The organism is Clostridiales bacterium (assembly GCA_012512255.1).
In the GTDB taxonomy this organism is placed as follows: domain Bacteria; phylum Bacillota; class Clostridia; order Christensenellales; family DUVY01; genus DUVY01.
In genome coordinates, this window is the sequence record JAAZDJ010000074.1 from 1 (window position 1) to 17,301 (window position 17,301).

Annotated in this window: 19 protein-coding genes and 1 CRISPR repeat array; all 19 genes read left to right on the forward strand. The window is 39.8% G+C overall.

All coding sequences use genetic code 11. From position 1 onward, the window contains the following. The first annotated feature begins 11 nt into the window (after nucleotides 1-11). Nucleotides 12-511: a CRISPR direct-repeat array (repeat unit 31 nt; unit sequence ATTGATAATCTAACCATATTGGAATGTAAAT). Nucleotides 512-786: 275 nt separating this feature from the next. Continuing rightward, entirely contained in the window at nucleotides 787-1,911 is a 1,125-nt protein-coding gene (rpsB, locus tag GX756_03965) for a 30S ribosomal protein S2 (protein NLC17015.1), read from the forward strand. Nucleotides 1,912-1,956: 45 nt separating this feature from the next. Continuing rightward, on the forward strand, nucleotides 1,957-2,616 hold the full coding sequence (gene tsf / locus GX756_03970) for a translation elongation factor Ts (GenBank protein NLC17016.1): 660 nt from the start codon (nucleotides 1,957-1,959) through the stop codon (nucleotides 2,614-2,616). 99 nt (nucleotides 2,617-2,715) lie between these two features. After that, nucleotides 2,716-3,414 (forward strand): UMP kinase, encoded by a 699-nt coding sequence (locus tag GX756_03975; protein ID NLC17017.1) that lies wholly within the window; start codon nucleotides 2,716-2,718, stop codon nucleotides 3,412-3,414. A gap of 20 nt (nucleotides 3,415-3,434) precedes the next feature. Beyond that, entirely contained in the window at nucleotides 3,435-4,010 is a 576-nt protein-coding gene (gene frr, locus GX756_03980) for a ribosome recycling factor (protein NLC17018.1), read from the forward strand. Between the two features lies 1 nt (nucleotide 4,011). Beyond that, complete coding sequence (locus GX756_03985; protein ID NLC17019.1) at nucleotides 4,012-4,209, forward strand: hypothetical protein; 198 nt, start codon at nucleotides 4,012-4,014, stop codon at nucleotides 4,207-4,209. Next, nucleotides 4,202-4,891, forward strand: coding sequence for a di-trans,poly-cis-decaprenylcistransferase (uppS, locus tag GX756_03990; GenBank protein ID NLC17020.1), 690 nt, complete (start codon nucleotides 4,202-4,204; stop codon nucleotides 4,889-4,891). Before GX756_03985 ends, uppS begins: the two co-directional genes overlap by 8 nt. Then, nucleotides 4,888-5,790 carry a CDP-archaeol synthase gene (locus tag GX756_03995; GenBank protein ID NLC17021.1) on the forward strand — a complete coding sequence of 301 codons (903 nt, stop codon included), beginning with the start codon at nucleotides 4,888-4,890 and terminating at the stop codon, nucleotides 5,788-5,790. The genes uppS and GX756_03995 overlap by 4 nt, the downstream gene beginning before the upstream one ends. Further along, nucleotides 5,791-6,942 (forward strand): 1-deoxy-D-xylulose-5-phosphate reductoisomerase, encoded by a 1,152-nt coding sequence (locus GX756_04000; protein NLC17022.1) that lies wholly within the window; start codon nucleotides 5,791-5,793, stop codon nucleotides 6,940-6,942. Between the two features lie 25 nt (nucleotides 6,943-6,967). Continuing rightward, a complete protein-coding gene (locus GX756_04005; protein NLC17023.1) occupies nucleotides 6,968-8,107 on the forward strand; it encodes a PDZ domain-containing protein in 1,140 nt (379 codons plus the stop codon). Nucleotides 8,108-8,116: 9 nt separating this feature from the next. Next, on the forward strand, nucleotides 8,117-9,163 hold the full coding sequence (gene ispG / locus GX756_04010) for a flavodoxin-dependent (E)-4-hydroxy-3-methylbut-2-enyl-diphosphate synthase (protein NLC17024.1): 1,047 nt from the start codon (nucleotides 8,117-8,119) through the stop codon (nucleotides 9,161-9,163). Between the two features lie 21 nt (nucleotides 9,164-9,184). After that, a complete protein-coding gene (locus tag GX756_04015; protein NLC17025.1) occupies nucleotides 9,185-10,717 on the forward strand; it encodes a hypothetical protein in 1,533 nt (510 codons plus the stop codon). Nucleotides 10,718-10,838: 121 nt separating this feature from the next. After that, nucleotides 10,839-11,303 carry a ribosome maturation factor RimP gene (locus GX756_04020; GenBank protein NLC17026.1) on the forward strand — a complete coding sequence of 155 codons (465 nt, stop codon included), beginning with the start codon at nucleotides 10,839-10,841 and terminating at the stop codon, nucleotides 11,301-11,303. 19 nt (nucleotides 11,304-11,322) lie between these two features. After that, nucleotides 11,323-12,444, forward strand: a complete 1,122-nt coding sequence (gene nusA, locus GX756_04025; protein NLC17027.1) for a transcription termination/antitermination protein NusA — start codon at nucleotides 11,323-11,325, stop codon at nucleotides 12,442-12,444. 2 nt (nucleotides 12,445-12,446) lie between these two features. After that, a complete protein-coding gene (locus GX756_04030) occupies nucleotides 12,447-12,713 on the forward strand; it encodes a YlxR family protein (protein NLC17028.1) in 267 nt (88 codons plus the stop codon). Beyond that, the gene (locus GX756_04035) at nucleotides 12,694-13,026 is read left to right on the forward strand and encodes a hypothetical protein (GenBank protein ID NLC17029.1); all 333 of its coding nucleotides are present in this window, start codon (nucleotides 12,694-12,696) and stop codon (nucleotides 13,024-13,026) included. Before GX756_04030 ends, GX756_04035 begins: the two co-directional genes overlap by 20 nt. Further along, entirely contained in the window at nucleotides 13,013-15,475 is a 2,463-nt protein-coding gene (infB, locus tag GX756_04040) for a translation initiation factor IF-2 (GenBank protein NLC17030.1), read from the forward strand. Before GX756_04035 ends, infB begins: the two co-directional genes overlap by 14 nt. Continuing rightward, nucleotides 15,476-15,841, forward strand: coding sequence for a 30S ribosome-binding factor RbfA (rbfA, locus tag GX756_04045; GenBank protein NLC17031.1), 366 nt, complete (start codon nucleotides 15,476-15,478; stop codon nucleotides 15,839-15,841). It begins immediately after the preceding gene. Further along, nucleotides 15,828-16,769 carry a bifunctional oligoribonuclease/PAP phosphatase NrnA gene (locus tag GX756_04050; protein NLC17032.1) on the forward strand — a complete coding sequence of 314 codons (942 nt, stop codon included), beginning with the start codon at nucleotides 15,828-15,830 and terminating at the stop codon, nucleotides 16,767-16,769. Before rbfA ends, GX756_04050 begins: the two co-directional genes overlap by 14 nt. Next, nucleotides 16,766-17,301, forward strand: a 536-nt coding sequence (gene truB / locus GX756_04055; GenBank protein ID NLC17033.1) for a tRNA pseudouridine(55) synthase TruB, incomplete at its 3' end; no start/stop codon positions are given. The genes GX756_04050 and truB, both read left to right, overlap by 4 nt.

Sequence of the window (17,301 nt, forward strand, 5' to 3'; positions counted from 1 at the left end):
AAAATATTAAAATTGATAATCTAACCATATTGGAATGTAAATTGTCAAAATTTAAAGTTTGCTGATTGGTTTTTATATATTGATAATCTAACCATATTGGAATGTAAATAACGCGGTCGGCGCTGTCAAGGGGCAAATTGGAATAATTGATAATCTAACCATATTGGAATGTAAATTGATACGCTAACTGCAGGGGCTCTGGCTTCACTCTGATTGATAATCTAACCATATTGGAATGTAAATGGCTATTTGGTTGTCGTTAAGCCCTTTGGCCCTTAAATTGATAATCTAACCATATTGGAATGTAAATATGATTATAGCGATGTGTATGAAAAGACACGCGAGCATTGATAATCTAACCATATTGGAATGTAAATTTGGTCTTCTCCCACGCGAAAAGCGCAGCGGCCTCTATTGATAATCTAACCATATTGGAATGTAAATGACGGTGCGATCTTGCCTATTGTGACAGTGTAGGTCATTAATAATCTAACCATACTGGAAATTCCACATTAAAGCCTATCTATTAAGGTATAATTTTTGTGATTTGTGTTCGCGTTTTTGTTTAGGCGTTATATGCTTTACATTATTTTAACTTATTCTTTATAAAATAATTGCTAGGCGTTTTTTTTTGTGATATAATCTAAAAGGCTTTTTAAAGAGCCTTAAAAATACGCACCCGATAGCGATTCGGTTTTCGTTGCTTTTTGTAAAAATCTTTAAATTACAAAATGTTTAGACCGATAAAAAAATCGCGCGGGGAGGACTAAACGGAGGATTTTTTTTATGCCAGTAATTTCAATGAAGCAGTTATTAGAGGCGGGCGTGCATTTTGGGCATCCCACAAGAAAATGGAATCCCAAAATGAAACCATACATCTTCACCTCTCGTAACGACATTTACATCATCAATCTTGAATTAACAGTAGAATTAATTGACCAAGCTTACGCATTTGTTAAGCAACAAGTGACCGAAGGCAAATCGGTTTTGTTTGTTGGTACCAAAAAGCAGGCCGCGGAAGCTATCCAGCAAGAAGCCGAGCGCTGTGGACAGTTTTTTGTCAACACCAGATGGCTGGGCGGGACTTTAACCAACTTTACGACAATCCGTTCAAGAGTGGACCGCCTCAACAAACTAAACCAAATGGAAAAACTCGGCGAATTTGATTTGTTGCCCAAAAAGGAAGTGTTAAAACTTAAGGCGGAAAGAGACAAATTGCAGCATAATCTAGGCGGAATCAAAGAAATGCGCGCGCTACCAGGCGTAGTATTTGTAATTGACCCCAAAAAAGAACACATAGCTATAAGAGAAGCTCGCGCGATGAGAATTCCTATCGTGGGATTGGTGGACACCAATTGCGACCCCGATGAAGTGGATTATGTCATACCGGGCAATGATGACGCTATTAGGGCAATCAAGCTTATAGCGGGCGCGATCGCGGACGCGGTAATTGAAGCGCGCGAAGGCGAGCAAAGCGTTTCTCAAGAAGCCAAAACAGAAGACAGCGAAGATAATAACGAGGTTTCTATTGAAGAGTCTTTGGAAAATATTGATTTTGAGGCGATTGAAAAAGAGGACGACGAAGAAATAAAAGAAAAAGCGCCCAAGCGCGCCAAAAAAGCTGCGGCTGTAAAGGAAGAAGATGAAACAGCAAAAGCTTCAACTGTAAATGAAGACGATAAAGAAGCCGAACAAAAGTCTCAAAAACCGAAAAAAGCTTCAAAGGACGAAATTCAAGAAGAAATAAAACAAGACCAAAAATCCGAAAAAGAGGTAGCACAAAAAGAACCCGCGCAAGAAGAGGCGGAAGCGCCTGAAAAGGAAGCGGCCGAACAAATAGAGCCTCAAAAAGAAGAGCGCAAAGAAGAGCCCAAACAGCAAGAAGCAAAAGAAGAGGCAAAAGCCGAATAATAAAGCATTGTTTTTAACATAAATAAATAAAAAAAGGAGAACGCAATGGTTACAACTAAGGATATTCAAGAATTGCGTGCCAAGACAGGCGCCGGTATAGTTGATTGCAAAAACGCGCTTACCGAAGCCAATGGCGATATTCAAAAAGCAATAGAAATTTTGAGGGAAAAGGGCAAGGCTGCTGCAAGCCGCAAAGCTGGCAGGATAGCGGCTGAAGGGCTTGTAGATTCATATATTCATTTTGGCGGCAAGATTGGCGTTTTGGTAGAGGTCAATTGCGAAACGGATTTTGTCGCGCGTAGCGACGAGTTTAAAGAACTTGTCCACAATATAGCCATCCATATAGCCGCTGCCAATCCGCTTTATGTAAACATTGAGGATGTTCCGACAGCGGAATTGGAAAAAGAAAAAGAGATTTTAAAAGCCCAAGCTCTTAACGAAGGCAAACCCGCCAATGTCGTTGAAAAAATGGTAGAAGGCCGAATCAAGAAATATTACAAAGACGTGTGCCTTATGGAACAAGAATATGTAAAAGATCCTTCCAAGACAATAAAAGACTTGATTATTGAGGCGACGGCCAAAATTGGCGAAAAGATTTCTATAAGAAGGTTTGTCAGGATGGAAGTTGGCGAAGGGCTGGAAAAGCGGTCGGACAATTTGGCGGAAGAGGTTGCGAAACAAGTGGCAAGTATGAAGAATAAATAAACCCGCAAAGGACACATAAAATTTTGTGTCCTTTTTTTAAAGAAAATTTTGGCTTAACAAGTCAAAAATCTTTTGATATAATAGCATAAGGAGTTAGGTGTGAAGTATTCTAGAGTATTATTAAAAATAAGCGGCGAAGCGCTGGCAGGCGATGAAAAGTTTGGAATTAATCCGTCAGTAGTGCAGCATGTTGTAAAACAGCTCAAAATAATCCACCAAAAAGGTATCCAGATAGCGATTGTGATAGGCGGCGGAAACTTTTGGCGAGGACGGCAAGGGCAAAATATGGACCGCACTACAGCCGACCATATGGGCATGCTAGCAACCATTATTAACGCTCTTGCTTTGCAGGACGCGTGCGAAAAAGCCGATATCCCGACACGAGTCCAAACGGCCATAAGCGTTCCCGCCGTCGCCGAACCTTATATTTTACGCAAAGCCATTAGGCATTTTGAAAAAGGAAGGATTGTCATATTCGCTTGCGGCACGGGCAATCCTTATTTTACTACCGATACGGGCGCCGCTCTTAGGGCGGCTGAAATAGGCGCCGATGTAATTTTAATGGCTAAAAATATTGACGGCGTTTATGATTCCGACCCCAAGAAAAACTCGGGCGCGAAGAAGTTGGATGAGATATCTTATTTGGATGTAATCAATAAAGGGCTTAATCTTATGGATTCAACTTCTATTACAATGTGCATGGAAAACAAAATACCCATTATAGCTTTTGCTCTTGCTGAAGAAAACAGCATAGTAAAAGCCGCTTTAGGCGAAAAGATAGGAACTATAATAAAATAATTTACGGGGGTTTAAAAAAAATGGCAGCGGATATTGAAACAGTAAAGGATCATTTAACAAAATACGAAACAAAATTGACTAAAATTTTGGAAAGTTTCAAAAACGAGATGAACAGAGTTCGCGCGGGTCGCGCAAATCCTCATTTGTTAGATAAAATTATGGTTGATTACTATGGAACGCCAACGCCATTAAACCAAATGGCTAATATCAGCGTTCCCGAAGCCAGAATGATAACTATTTCCGTTTGGGATGTTTCGGCGATCAAAAATGTGACCAAAGCCATTATGGCTTCCGACCTTGGCATTACTCCGATTGACGATGGAAAAACTATAAGATTGGTTTTTCCTCAACCGACCGAAGAGCGCCGCAAAGAACTGGTGCGGAACGTAAAAAAGACCGCAGAAGACTTCAAAGTATCTATGCGCAATGAAAGAAGAGATGTTTTGGAAATTTTCAAAAAGTTAAAAAAAGACGGTAAATTAAGCGAAGACGAGTTGGCAACTCAAGAAAAAGAAGTTCAAAAAATAATTGATAAGTATATTGGCGAACTGGAAAAAGTTTTGGGCGAAAAAGAAAAAGAAATTTTGGAAATTTAAAATGGACTTAGTCGCGTTGCCGGTTGACAAGGCAATCAAGATTATAAAATCAAAAAATATGTCTTATGAAATAACCAGCATTAACTCGGCAAGCGATGGCGACCATATAGAAAGGGTGATAAGATATGCCGTATCGGGCAATAATGTTATATTGACTACGGCGTATTTTAAAAATAGCGTCAGGAACAATAATGAATGACCGACTACCTCAACATATTGCTTTTATAATGGACGGCAATGGGCGCTGGGCTTTGAAAAAGGGCTTGCAGCGCTCAATAGGGCATAGATACGGCGTAAAAGCATTAAAGCAAATTTTTGAATATGTTTTTGAATTGGGCATTAAGTATATGTCCATTTACGCGTTATCAAAAGAAAACCTCAAGCGCCCCAAAGAAGAAATCCAAACGCTTATGGAACTTCTGAACGAGTATATTGACGATTGCTTGCCTTTGCTTATCAAAAACAAAATAAGGCTCAATATTATGGGCGATATTAGCATATTGGACGCCCAAAGCCAGCAAAAAATAAAGCAAGCGCTAGAAGCCACCAAGCATTTTTCTGAAAGGGCGCTTAATATCGCCTTTAATTACAGCGGACGGGACGAAATAATAAAAGCCGTAAACCAAGCTATAAAAGACGGACACCGCGAGATTAACCAAGAGATATTTGAAAAATATCTTTATACCGCGGGCATTCCCGACCCGGATCTAATCATCCGCACAAGCGGCGAACAGCGTATAAGCAATTTTATGTTATATCAATCAGCTTACAGCGAATTATATTTTACAAAAACGCTTTGGCCAGATTTTAAAAAAAAGACGCTTGACGCCGCCTTAGAAGATTATAAAAATAGACATAGAAAGTTTGGGGATATACAATGAAAAAAAGAGTTTTAACAGGCGCGATAATTATTTTGATAATGGTCGGGGCGTTTTTGTTAAGGGAAATACATACGCTGTTTTTTGATTTGCTGATTGTGTTTATGATGATAATAGCGGGCATGGAAATGGCAAAAGCTTTGTCTAATAATTTTGATAGTCCGCTGTTGCCTGTTGTCGTGGTTTTCCCCGTAATGGCTTATGCGGTTTTTAGTGTTTCGGCTTTTTCATCCAATCATTTTGGTTCAGGCCTGAATATAGACGGTCTAGCATTGGTATTCTTGCTCGTGGGCGTGACCTTTTTGGCGATGATGATATTATCGTTTTTCAAAAAATCAATTGAAATGAATAATATTTTAACGACATTATTTATTATGATTTATCCGCAGTGTCTATTGGCTTGTTTGTTTGCTGTCAATAACACCCTGGACAAATGGTTTTCGCTTGTCCCTTTGGTTATTGTTTTCGGCGTCTCGGCTTTGTCGGATACTTCGGCTTATTTGATAGGGATAACATTCAAAGGCCCTAAACTCGCCCCCGAAATAAGCCCTAAAAAAACAATAAGCGGCGCAATAGGCGGGCTTTTGGGCGGCGTTATCGCGTCTTTGCTTGTTATGCTTTTGGGATATTATAAAATTGGCGATTTTAGATTGCTTAATTTATCTTTGGGTCTAAACTTTCTGAACTTTGTAATTTTAGGATTGTTTGGCTCGGTCTTTACTCAAATAGGCGATTTGGTTGCGTCTATAATCAAGCGCTCGGCAGGCATAAAAGATTACGGCTCGGTATTGCCTGGACACGGCGGCGTCATGGACAGATGCGACGGGCTTATGTTTAACGGCTTGTTTGTTTATACATATTTTTTGGTCTTACATATTTTTTCCATAGGAGCAATCGCCTAGATGAAAAGATTGGCCGTATTAGGCAGCAGCGGGACTATAGGCGCTTATGTGTTAAATGTCGCAAGAAAATATCCCCAAAAATTTAAAATCAAGTCATTATGCGTTTATAATAATATCCAAAGTCTAATCTCGTCAGCATGGGAGTTTTTGCCCGAAGCCGTAGGAGTTTCGGACCCGAATATTGATTATAACTATCTAAAAGAACAATTACCCCCAAACACCAAAATTTATATAGGCGAACAAGCGCTGGAACAAACAGTTGTTAGCGACAATATAGATGTCGTAGCGGCCGCAAGCTCGGGTATCGCGTCGTTAAAAGCTGTTATGCTTGGCCTGTCTCAAGGCAAAACTATCGCTTTGGCAAATAAGGAAGTTCTAGTAAGCGGCGGCGAAATAATTATGAAGGCCGCGAAAAAAGACCAAATTTTGCCTATTGACAGCGAGCATTCGGCGGTATTTCAATGCCTGCAAAAAGAGACTCCCAAAAGCGTCAAAAAGATAATTTTGACGGCAAGCGGCGGAGCGTTTTTTGGCAAAACCAAAAATGAACTGAAAGACGTTACGCCCAAGCAGGCGCTTGAGCATCCCAATTGGTCTATGGGCAAAAAGATTACCATTGACTCGGCTACTATGATGAACAAAGGCTTGGAGATAATAGAAGCTAAACATCTATTTCATATAAATAATATTGATTATGTCATTCATCCCCAAAGCATTATTCATTCTATGGTTGAATTTATTGATAGTTCAATAATAGCGCAAGCGGCAAATCCTTCAATGGAAATTCCGGTTTTATACGCTTTGAGTTATCCTGAAAGGTTGCCCTCGGAACTAAAACCGCTTGATTTTTCTAATATGTCTTTAAGTTTTTTCGCTCCTGACGAGTTTAATTTCCCTTTCCCTAAGTTAGCCCGATTTGCGTATAATAAAGGCGGTTTGACTCCCGCAGTAATGGTCGCCGCCGACCAAAAAGCCGTTGAGTTGTTTTTGGACTATAAAATAGGATTTTTGGATATTTATGAATTAGTTGAATATTGTGTGACAAACTTAACTTATAATGATAATATAACGATAGAAAATATCTTGACCGTGGAAAAAACGGTTAGAGAATATCTTGAAAAAGATTATAATAAAATATTAAAACGCTTATAATATTTTAACCCTTTTTAGGAGTATTATGTTTGGTTTATATATATTGTTATCGGTTTTAATATTGCTGTTAATGGTTACTATTCACGAATTAGGGCATTATGTCGCGGGGCGCATTTTAAAGTTCAAAATAAACGAGTTTTCTATAGGGTTTGGTCCCGCGATTTTTCAACGAACAAATAAACGCGGCGAAAAGATAAGCCTAAGGGTATTTCCTTTGGGCGGTTATTGCGCGTTTGAGGGCGAAAATGATGGCGAGGCGCCAAAAAAGCCGCATGAACAAGAAATAGATGTTTTTGGCGAATATGTCCCAAAAGACGCTACTCAAGAAAAAGACATCCAAGAAAAAAATCAATCTAAGACCCATTCTTCCGCCGTATTGACATTTAACGAGCAAAAACCATGGAAAAGGATTATTGTTCTGTTAAGCGGCGCGTTGTTTAATATTATATCGGGTTTTCTTTTTTCAATTATTTTTATTGCCGTTGCGGGCAACAGCTTGCCCGTTATAGGCGAAGTTTATGACACGCCCAATGCCGCCTTTTTGAAAAAGGGCGATGTTATTATCGCTGTTGATAGGCAAGAAATATCTATTTTAAACAGCTTATCCGAACTGCTGGCTGAGAAAAAAGAAAACCAAAAATTTATTTTAACTGTCAAAAGAGACGGCGTCATAACCGATGTGGAAGTCCAAAAAACAGAATATTCTTATGAGCAAGACGGCGAATTAAAAAGAGCCAAAGGCCTTGGAATTATATTGGGCGGATACGTAAGGGAAGGGTATAATATTTTTGAAAGCATAGGTTATGCGTTTCCGTTTACGCTTAAGATGGCGGGCGCTATTTTATTGGCGTTTGGCGATTTGTTTAAGGCTGGAGGATTGGAACAGTTAAGCGGACCGATTTCAACCATTACCGAAATGGCCAGAATAACCCAAGCAAGCCTTTTAAACACATTGATATTATTGCCTTTAATAGCCGTTAACTTAGGCATATTCAATCTTTTTCCCATACCCGCTTTGGACGGTTCTAAGATAATCTTTACAACAATTGAATGGATTAGAGGCAAACCGATAAACCGAAACATTGAGAATATGATCCACTTTATAGGTTTTGTCTTTTTGGTCGGTTTGATTATTTTTATTGAATTTTTAAAACTTATAAAGTAAAATGTTTGTATGACCAAAAAAATCAACATAGGCGGCGTGGTAATTGGAGGCGGCGAACCGATAGCCATTCAATCCATGACCAATACAAAGACATCGGATATTGAAAGAACGGTTTTGCAAATTCAAAATCTCAAATCAGCGGGCTGTCATATCGCGCGGATGGCTATTACCGATTTGAAAGACGCGCAGTCCGTAAAAACCATAAAACAAAAAGTTCAAATGCCGCTTGTGGCTGATATTCAATTTGATTATAGGCTTGCGATAGCTTCTATTGAAAACGGCATAGACAAAATCAGGATTAACCCGGGCAATATAGGCAATAAAGAAAAAGTAAAAGCGATAATAGATTGCGCTAAGGCGCACCACATACCTATTAGAGTGGGCGTCAATAGCGGCTCAATAGAAAAAGAATTTTTGCAAAAATACGGCCGCACAGCGCAGGCTTTGGCCCAAAGCGCCCTAAAGAGCGTTAAACTTTTGGAGAGCTTTGGTTTTTATGATATTGTCGTATCCGTAAAATCGTCTGAAGTCAAGGCAATGATAGACGCTTGCAGGATAATTGACAAGAGTTGTCAATATCCGCAACACCTAGGCGTGACGGAAGCCGGGCTTTTTGAAAGCGCTATTGTAAAATCCGCGATCGGCATAGGCTCGTTATTAATAGATAATATAGGCGATACGATTCGCGTTTCGGTAACTGGCGACCCTGTTGACGAAATTAAAGCCGCAAAATTAATTTTAAGATATTCAGGCAAGGATAATAACTTTGTGGAAATTGTTTCGTGTCCCACATGCGCTAGGTGCAATGTGGATTTGTATAGTTTAGCCACGCAAGCCCAAGAAAGGCTTAGTCATATTAATAAACCCGTAAAAATCGCTATAATGGGCTGCGCGGTCAATGGGCCGGGCGAGGCTAAGAGCGCGGATTTTGGCATCACAGGGGGCAACGGCAAAGGGCTTATTTTTGAAAAAGGCAAATTAATCAAAACGGTGGACGAAAACGCCTTGATTGACGAATTGGTAAAAAAGGTGGAAGAGTATGCTAAAAACCTTTAATTTGCCAAGAGGGATATAATATTGGAAAAACTTATAGAAGAAATTATTAAGATTAATCCGGCTTTTAAATATTTAAGGCTTAAAACGCTGACATATTTTGCGGTAACCGGTCACTGCAAAATAGATTTTTTGTATCCCGACGAAGAGCCGTTTTTGACAGGCGCAAAAAAATCTTTTGCTCAAATAAGGAAAATCGCAAGGCAACTAACGGGAATAGAGACATATTGCGAATTTTATAAAGCCAATGCCTCATCCGAGCATGTGCTCTTATCCATTCAATCATTGGTAAAATCTGAGCTTAATGTTAATAATTTTCCGCTAAAAAATATTGAGATAAAAAACAGCAAACCCAAAAAAATCATAGTAAATATTGAAGAATTATATTATGATTACGCTTTGTCTAAACAACTTGACAAGCTCTTGGAAGAAAAACTCTCTGACTCATACTGCGCGGATTTTGATGTGAGTTTAGCCAAGATTGAATCAAAAGTTGATTTAATTAAAATTTTAAAGCCCGAGCCTATAAAAGTCGTTAAAAAAATCAACAAAAGGCTTATTCATCCCATAAGCGTTAACCATTTGATTGGAAAGGAAATTACCGAGCCCGCAATCTACATAAAAGATCTCAATCTTTATTACGAACAGGATGTTGTTATTTGCGGCGTAATTAAGGGGCTGAAAAGGGCTACCTACAAATCCAAAAAAAATCCCGAAAGCGACAAAGAAAAAGTTTATTATAAATTTATCTTGGAAGATTTTACAGGGCAAGTTAGCTGCGTATTTTTTGCCCATAATTCGTCCGTTAAAAAAGCGGATACGCTAAAAGACGGCTCTGAAATAATAATACAAGGCAAAGTTAAGCAGGGCAAAAATTTCCTAGAAGTTATCGCGCGATCTATAAGCTATTGCGAGATACCGAAGGATCTTGTAGAAATAAAACATCGCAACCCCGTTCCCGAAAGTTATGAGGTAATATTCCCCGAAGATATAAAAATAACCGAACAGGCAAATTTTCTAATAAAAGATGAAATCCCCGCGCATATCAAAAAGAATACATATGTGGTGTTTGACTTGGAAACCACAGGGATGGGCGAAAACGACCGCATAACAGAAATAGCGGCCGTAAAGATAATAGACGGCAAAATCAGCCAATTGTTTACCACGCTTATAAATCCCAATATGAAAATACCGTCCGATGTAACAAAACTTACCGGCATTACTAACGAAATGGTGTCTATGAGCCCGACATTTGAGCAAATCGCGGGGGATTTTTATAAGTTCTGCCACAACGCTATTTTGGTAGGGCATAATATAATAGAATTTGATTTGCCTTTTTTAAGCCGATATTCGGATATAACGCACTATTACTATGACGAGCACAAAGTTGAGGATACGCTGATTATCGCGCAAGAAAAATTAAAAGGCAAATTGCCCAATTTTAAGCTTTCATCAGTAGCCAAATATTTTAATATTGACAATGTCATAGCACATCGCGCCCAATTTGACGCTTTGACAGCGGCTAAGGTCTTTTTGGAATTATCCAAATTGCCATAATTATTTTTTAAAAAAAGTTTGCATCATAGAGAAATTTTTGTTATAATAATTACAACGCTATATAGACGACTAATTAAGAGTGGGTATTTTTCCCACTCTTGTTGTTTGAAGGGAATTAAAAATGGATATTGCAACCAAGGTCCAAACCGCTATTGCCAAGACAGTTGAAGATTTGGGTTATGAGCTTGTGGAAGTGACTTATAAGTATCAGCATAAAGCGTGGCAATTGACTGTTTACATTCATAAGCCTGAAGGAATAGCTTTGTCTGATTGCGAAAAAGTCCATTACGCTATTGACGGGATTTTAGACGAGCTTGACCCCACCAACGGCGCGCCCTATAATCTTAATGTGTCTTCGCTTGGGCTGGACAGGCCGATGACTACCGAAAAAGACTATAACCGCAACCTTAACAAGGAAGTAGAAGTAAAACTCAAAAACCCCGTTGACAATAAAAATGTCATAGAGGGAACGCTCAAAGGGTATGACGAGCGTACGGTTTTGGTAGAGGAACTAAAAACAAATAAAGAATACAAGCTTGAAAGAGATAATATCAAGCTTATGACATTATTAATAAAGTTTTGGTAAATAAGGAGAAGTTTAAATGATTAACAAAGATTTCTTTCTGGCGTTGGATGAGTTGGAAGCCAGCAAAAAAATAAAAAAAGAAGCATTTTTGGAAGCGTTAGAAAGCGCTTTGGTTTCTGCATACAAAAGACATTATGGCGAGGCTAATTCTATTCAGGTCAAGCTTAATCCCGCACGCAACACTATCAGGATTTTTGCTTATAAGACTGTGGTAGAAAAAGTAATCAACAAAGATAAAGAGATTTCTTTGGACGAAGCCAAAACTATAAAAAAGACCGCAAAAATCGGCGATATAATAAGCAAAGAAATAACGCCCAAGGAATTTGGACGCATAGCGGTCCAAACCGCGAAACAAGTTGTTACTCAAAAGCTAAGGGATATGGAAACGCAAATTGCCTATGAAGAACTTGCCGAAAAAGAAGACGAATTGACGGTATGCGTTGTAAGGCGCATTGAAGGCAAAAATGTTTATGTGGACTTGGGAAAATTAGAAGCCGTTATGTTGCCATCGGACCAAATACCCAATGAAAGATATAATGTCAATGACAAAATCAAAGTATATGTAAAAAAAGTCAAAGTCGGTCCAAAAGGTCCGCAGATTATGGTGTCCCGTTCTTGCGAAGGTTTTGTAAAAAGATTGTTTGAGCAAGAAGTGCCCGAGATAGCGGCGGGTTTGGTTGTAATTAAAAATATTGTCCGCGAGGCCGGCTATCGCACAAAGATCGCGGTATATTCCGAAGACCCTTCCATTGATCCTGTGGGCGCTTGCGTGGGCAATAGAGGAATGCGGATCAATACTATCGTCGCCGAACTAAACGGCGAAAAGATTGATGTAATACCTTGGTGTTCGGACACTTTGGAATACATCGCAAGAGCCTTAAGTCCCGCTAAAGTTTTAATGGTTCAAGTAAATGACGAGGACCGCACAGCCAAAGTTATCGTTCCCGACGATAAGCTATCTTTGGCAATCGGCAAAAACGGACAAAATGCGCGTTTGGCAGTAAAACTTACGGGCTGGAAAATAGATGTAAAATCTTTGAGCGCCAGCCAGAATATGGAAGAGTTTAAAGATATAGACGAGCATATACCCGAGGAAGACTTTGAACTTGAAGACTTTAAGGCGGATTTGGGAGAATTATAAAAATGAAACTTCCTATCAGAACTTGTGTCGCATGCAGACAGCCCCAGCCCAAAAAGCAATTATTAAGGATAGTAAAAACACCCGAAGGCGATATAAAGCTGGACTTAACGGGACGGGCTAACGGGCGCGGAGCGTATATCTGCAATAAGGACCAATGCGTTCAAACCGCTGTCAAAAAGAAACTCTTTAATAGAGATTTTAAGATGAATATAGACGCGTCGGTTTACACAAGACTGTTAGAAGAATATCATGAACAAAAACAAGATTGACACATATATTAGATTCGCGATAAAAAGCCGAAAAATTGTATATGGTTTAGACAAGATAAAATTACTGGCAAGAAAGATAAAAGTTATTATAGCTGACAAGACATTGTCCGATAATTCTTTGAAAAAAACAAAATCAACGAGCGATAGGTTTAAAATACCGCTTGTATTGAGCGAGGATGACCTGAATTATATATTAAATACTGCCAATTGCAAGGTTATAGGCATAACCGATATAAATTTGGCAGAGGCGATTTTGGACAATGTCGGCGACGGCTATTATTTGGCGGAGGGAGAAATAAATGGCAGAAATTAAAAAAACAGAAGAAAATGTTGATAAGATAAAGCTGCTTGCAAGTTTGAAAGAAGAAAAAAACTTGCCCAAGTTATTTAATGTCCTAAAAGAACAAAAAAAGCGGCTTGATCTTATCGCGCGCGCTTTTGAGGATATTAACCTCAAAAAAGAGCAACAAGCTTTGGCCGAAAAGCTAGCGCATCAGCGCGAACAAGAAGAGGTTTTGGCCCAACAAGAGCCTTTAATAGAGCAAGAACAAGTCGCAACAGCTGATATGCAGACTGTTTCGCCTGAAAAGGCTGATTTCCAGCAACAAGCAGGCCAAATTGAAGCAGCCCAAAAACAAGAAACAGTCGCACATCCCAAAGAAGAAAAAAAGGCAAAGCAGCCTAAGCAGCCTGTTAAAAAAGAACAACCAAAAGCCAAAACCAAACAAGAAAAAGAAACCAAAACCCAAAAGCCTTCTGATAAGCCTGCCTTGAAAGACGCAAAAACAAGCGCGCCTATTTCGCCTGCGACTATTTCTTCGCCGCCTAAACAAAAAAGCCACAACAAAAAGGACAAATTATTTGAAGAGAAAAAAGGCATGAGCAAGCGCACTTTGATAAGGCGTGGCTTTATTGACGATAGATTTGATGAAGATGATGAGTATAGCCCTAGACATAGAAAGCTTAAGACTAAAAAAACTCCCAAAAAACAAATTACGCCTATCAAGATAGAAAAGGCGGTTATTACCACGGAAAACCTAACGGTCAAAATGCTATCCGAAAAAATCGGCGTTCCGGCCAAAGAGATACTTAAAAAGCTTATGATATTGGGCATTATGACCACTATAAACGGAGTGGTTGACTTTGAGACTATGGAACTGGTCGCCGATGAATTTGGCGTCAAATTAGAAAAGAAAATAGAAAAGACCAAAGAAGAAGTATTATCCGAATCTATTTTAGAAGAAGACAATCCCGAAGAGTTGGTAGAGCGTCCCGCCATAGTGACCGTTATGGGTCATGTCGATCATGGCAAGACTTCGCTTCTTGACGCTATAAGAAAAACCAATGTTATAGAGGGCGAGGCGGGCGGCATTACTCAGCATATAGGCGCTTATACCGTCAATGTAAGGGACAAAAAAATTACATTTATTGATACGCCTGGTCATGAGGCGTTTACGGCAATGCGCGCTCGCGGGGCGAAAGTAACCGATATCGCGATTATTGTCGTAGCTGTTGACGACGGAGTAATGCCCCAAACCGTGGAAGCGATTAACCACGCAAAAGCGGCAAATGTCCCTATAATTATCGCAATCAATAAAATAGACAAACCCAATCCCAACCCGCAAAGAATATTAGAGCAACTGGCCGCGCACGAAGTGCTTTGCGAGGCTTGGGGCGGGGATTCTCCTACGGTAGAAATTTCGGCCAAAACAGGCAAAAATATAGACAAACTTTTGGACACTATTTTGGATGTGGCCGAACTTCATGAATTTAAGGCTAACCCTAATAGAAAAGGATATGGAACGATAATTGAGGCTAAACTAGACAAAAGCAGAGGTCCTGTCGCCAATATCATAGTTCAAAACGGAACATTAAGAGTGGGCGATGCCATAGTTTCGGGCGTTACTTACGGAAATATAAGAGCAATGCAAGACGACAAGGGCCGAAACATAAAAGAGGCAGGGCCTTCTATGCCCGTATCTGTTTTGGGCTTTTCAGATGTGCCCGAGGCGGGAGAGCTTATCTATGCGGTAGAGGACGAAAAACTTGCAAAACAAGTTGTGTCCGAAAGAATTGCAAAGCAAAGATCAGCCGAAAGCGCTGTAAGCAAAATTGTTACCTTAAGCGATGTCTTTAGCAAGATTAGCGAAGGAAAAATGAAAGACCTTAACTTGATTATAAAGGCCGATGTCCAAGGTTCCGTAGAGGCGTTAAAAGAGTCTTTGAGCAAGTTAAGCAATGAAGAGGTAAAGGTTAGCACTATTCATTGCGGGGTGGGCGCAATCAAAAAGACCGATGTTATGCTGGCCGAAGCGTCCAACGCAATAATTATAGGCTTTAATGTGCGCGCGGATGCTGAAAGCAAGAAATTAGCCGAGACATCGGGCGTTGATATAAGATATTACCGCATAATATACGACGCAATTGACGATATCGGTGCGGCAATAAAGGGCATGCTTACGCCTAAATTTGAAGAAATTGTCAATGGCCAATGCGAAGTTCGCAACATATTTAAGATAACCGGCGCGGGCGTTGTGGCTGGTTGTTATGTGACCAGCGGCAAAATTTTGCGAAACAGCAATGTCCGAGTATTGAGGGACAATACCGTTGTTTATGAAAGCACAATAGGCTCTTTGAAGCGCATAAAAGACGATGTCAAAGAAGTGGCGGCCGGTTACGAATGCGGCGTTACCGTAAGCGGTTTTTCGGACTTTAAGATCGGAGATGTTTTGGAATCATATACTTTGGAGAAGATAGAATAGATGGCAAATATAAGAATTAAGCGCATTAATTCCGAAATACAGCGGAATTTAAGCGAGATACTTAGCAAACTCAAAAATCCCGCGATAACCGCCATGATAAGCGTTACTAGAGTTGAAACGACCGCTGATTTGAAACATTGCAAAATCTGGCTTAGTTTTTACGGCGCAAAAGAGCAATGCGACAGCACGTATCAGGTCGTTTTGCGCAGCAGCGGCTATATAAGACGCGAGCTCGCTTCTTTAATGAAGGATATACGCGTCATGCCCGAGCTGCATTTTTTATACGACGATTCGCTGGAATATTCGCAAAAGATAAACAAGCTTATAGAGCAAATTAACACAGGGAAAAATGATGATCAATCTTAAAGGGATAAAAAACATAGCGTTATTTACTCATATACGGCCTGACGGCGACGCTTTGGGTTCTATGAACGGGCTTGCGCTGGCATTGCGCAAAAAAGGTCTTAAAGTTGATTGTTACTGCGATTCCGAAATTCCCGTTATACTTAGCTTTTTGCCGAACGTTGGCAATATTCAAAACGGCGCGCTAACAAAAAATTACGATATGATGATATCTGTTGACTGCGCCGACGAATTTCGCCTAGGCAAGTATAAAGATGTCTATTTGAAGCACGCCAACACGGTAAATATTGACCACCATATGACAAACACAAGTTACGCAAAACATAATATTATCAAGAATTTGTCAAGCAGCTGCGAACTTGTGTTTGGATTAATAAAATCTTTGAACATAAAGCTGAACGATGAAATCGCGCTTAATTTATATGTTGGTATTATTACTGACACGGGACATTTCACCCAAGCCAATACGACAAGCGGAGCGCACTTGGCCGCAGCTGAGTTAATCAAATATAATATTGATATTGAATACTTCTCCCAAAAGCTTTTCAAGGAAATATCAAAAGAAAAATTAATGCTTATTAAAGATTGCATAATGGACATGCGTTTTTTTAGTTCGGACAGGATTTCTTTGATTAGCATTAACCAAGCGTTGTTAAAAAAATACAATTTGGAAATGAACGAAACAGAAGGCATAATCAATTACGCCATTAATATCCAAGGCGTAATGATAGGCGTTTGTTTGACCGAAAGCGCAAAAAACGCATATAAAGTAAGCCTAAGGTCCAAAAAAGGCGTCAATATCGCCGATATCGCGGCGATGTTTGGCGGAGGCGGCCATTTGCAGGCGGCCGGTTTTATGATTAACGGTTCTTATGAGGATGTTATTGAGCGCATCATAAAAGAATGCGAGAAGGTGCTTGATCCTGTATGACAGGTTTTATAAATTTTCTAAAACCCCCAAAAATGTCTTCAGCGCAAGCTGTGGCTGCGGTCAAAAAGCTAAGCGCAGCCCAAAAATGCGGGCATATGGGAACATTGGACCCGTTTGCGTGCGGCGTGTTGCCAATAGCGCTGGGCAAAGCGACCAAATTATTTGATTATTTTATCCGTCAACCCAAAAAATATCGCGCTATTTTTAAATTTGGCATTGAAACCGATACTTTGGATTTGGACGGCAATATTACCGATAGAGATGACAAAAAAATTACGTTAGAGCAAATAAATGCGATATTGCCTGAGTTTTTGGGAGCGATATTGCAAAAGCCGCCCATGTACAGCGCCAAAAGAGTAAGCGGCAAAAGGGCGTATGAGCTGGCAAGAAGCGGTCAAGAAGTGAATTTGAAGCCGAATCCTGTAAAGATTTATAATATATCGGCGCAAGATTTGGGCGATAATGAGTTTATATTTGATATTTGTTGTTCGGGCGGCACTTATATAAGAAGCATTTGCAAAGATTTGGCTTA

What these genes read in the sequence shown, in the direction of transcription:
- rpsB (NLC17015.1), top strand. Translation starts at nt 787, where the DNA reads ATGCCAGTAATTTCAATGAAGCAGTTATTAGAGGCGGGCGTGCATTTT.
- tsf (NLC17016.1), top strand. Translation starts at nt 1,957, where the DNA reads ATGGTTACAACTAAGGATATTCAAGAATTGCGTGCCAAGACAGGCGCC.
- frr (NLC17018.1), top strand. Translation starts at nt 3,435, where the DNA reads ATGGCAGCGGATATTGAAACAGTAAAGGATCATTTAACAAAATACGAA.
- GX756_03985 (NLC17019.1), top strand. Translation starts at nt 4,012, where the DNA reads ATGGACTTAGTCGCGTTGCCGGTTGACAAGGCAATCAAGATTATAAAA.
- uppS (NLC17020.1), top strand. Translation starts at nt 4,202, where the DNA reads ATGAATGACCGACTACCTCAACATATTGCTTTTATAATGGACGGCAAT.
- GX756_03995 (NLC17021.1), top strand. Translation starts at nt 4,888, where the DNA reads ATGAAAAAAAGAGTTTTAACAGGCGCGATAATTATTTTGATAATGGTC.
- GX756_04000 (NLC17022.1), top strand. Translation starts at nt 5,791, where the DNA reads ATGAAAAGATTGGCCGTATTAGGCAGCAGCGGGACTATAGGCGCTTAT.
- GX756_04005 (NLC17023.1), top strand. Translation starts at nt 6,968, where the DNA reads ATGTTTGGTTTATATATATTGTTATCGGTTTTAATATTGCTGTTAATG.
- ispG (NLC17024.1), top strand. Translation starts at nt 8,117, where the DNA reads ATGACCAAAAAAATCAACATAGGCGGCGTGGTAATTGGAGGCGGCGAA.
- GX756_04020 (NLC17026.1), top strand. Translation starts at nt 10,839, where the DNA reads ATGGATATTGCAACCAAGGTCCAAACCGCTATTGCCAAGACAGTTGAA.
- GX756_04030 (NLC17028.1), top strand. Translation starts at nt 12,447, where the DNA reads ATGAAACTTCCTATCAGAACTTGTGTCGCATGCAGACAGCCCCAGCCC.
- GX756_04035 (NLC17029.1), top strand. Translation starts at nt 12,694, where the DNA reads ATGAACAAAAACAAGATTGACACATATATTAGATTCGCGATAAAAAGC.
- infB (NLC17030.1), top strand. Translation starts at nt 13,013, where the DNA reads ATGGCAGAAATTAAAAAAACAGAAGAAAATGTTGATAAGATAAAGCTG.
- rbfA (NLC17031.1), top strand. Translation starts at nt 15,476, where the DNA reads ATGGCAAATATAAGAATTAAGCGCATTAATTCCGAAATACAGCGGAAT.
- GX756_04050 (NLC17032.1), top strand. Translation starts at nt 15,828, where the DNA reads ATGATCAATCTTAAAGGGATAAAAAACATAGCGTTATTTACTCATATA.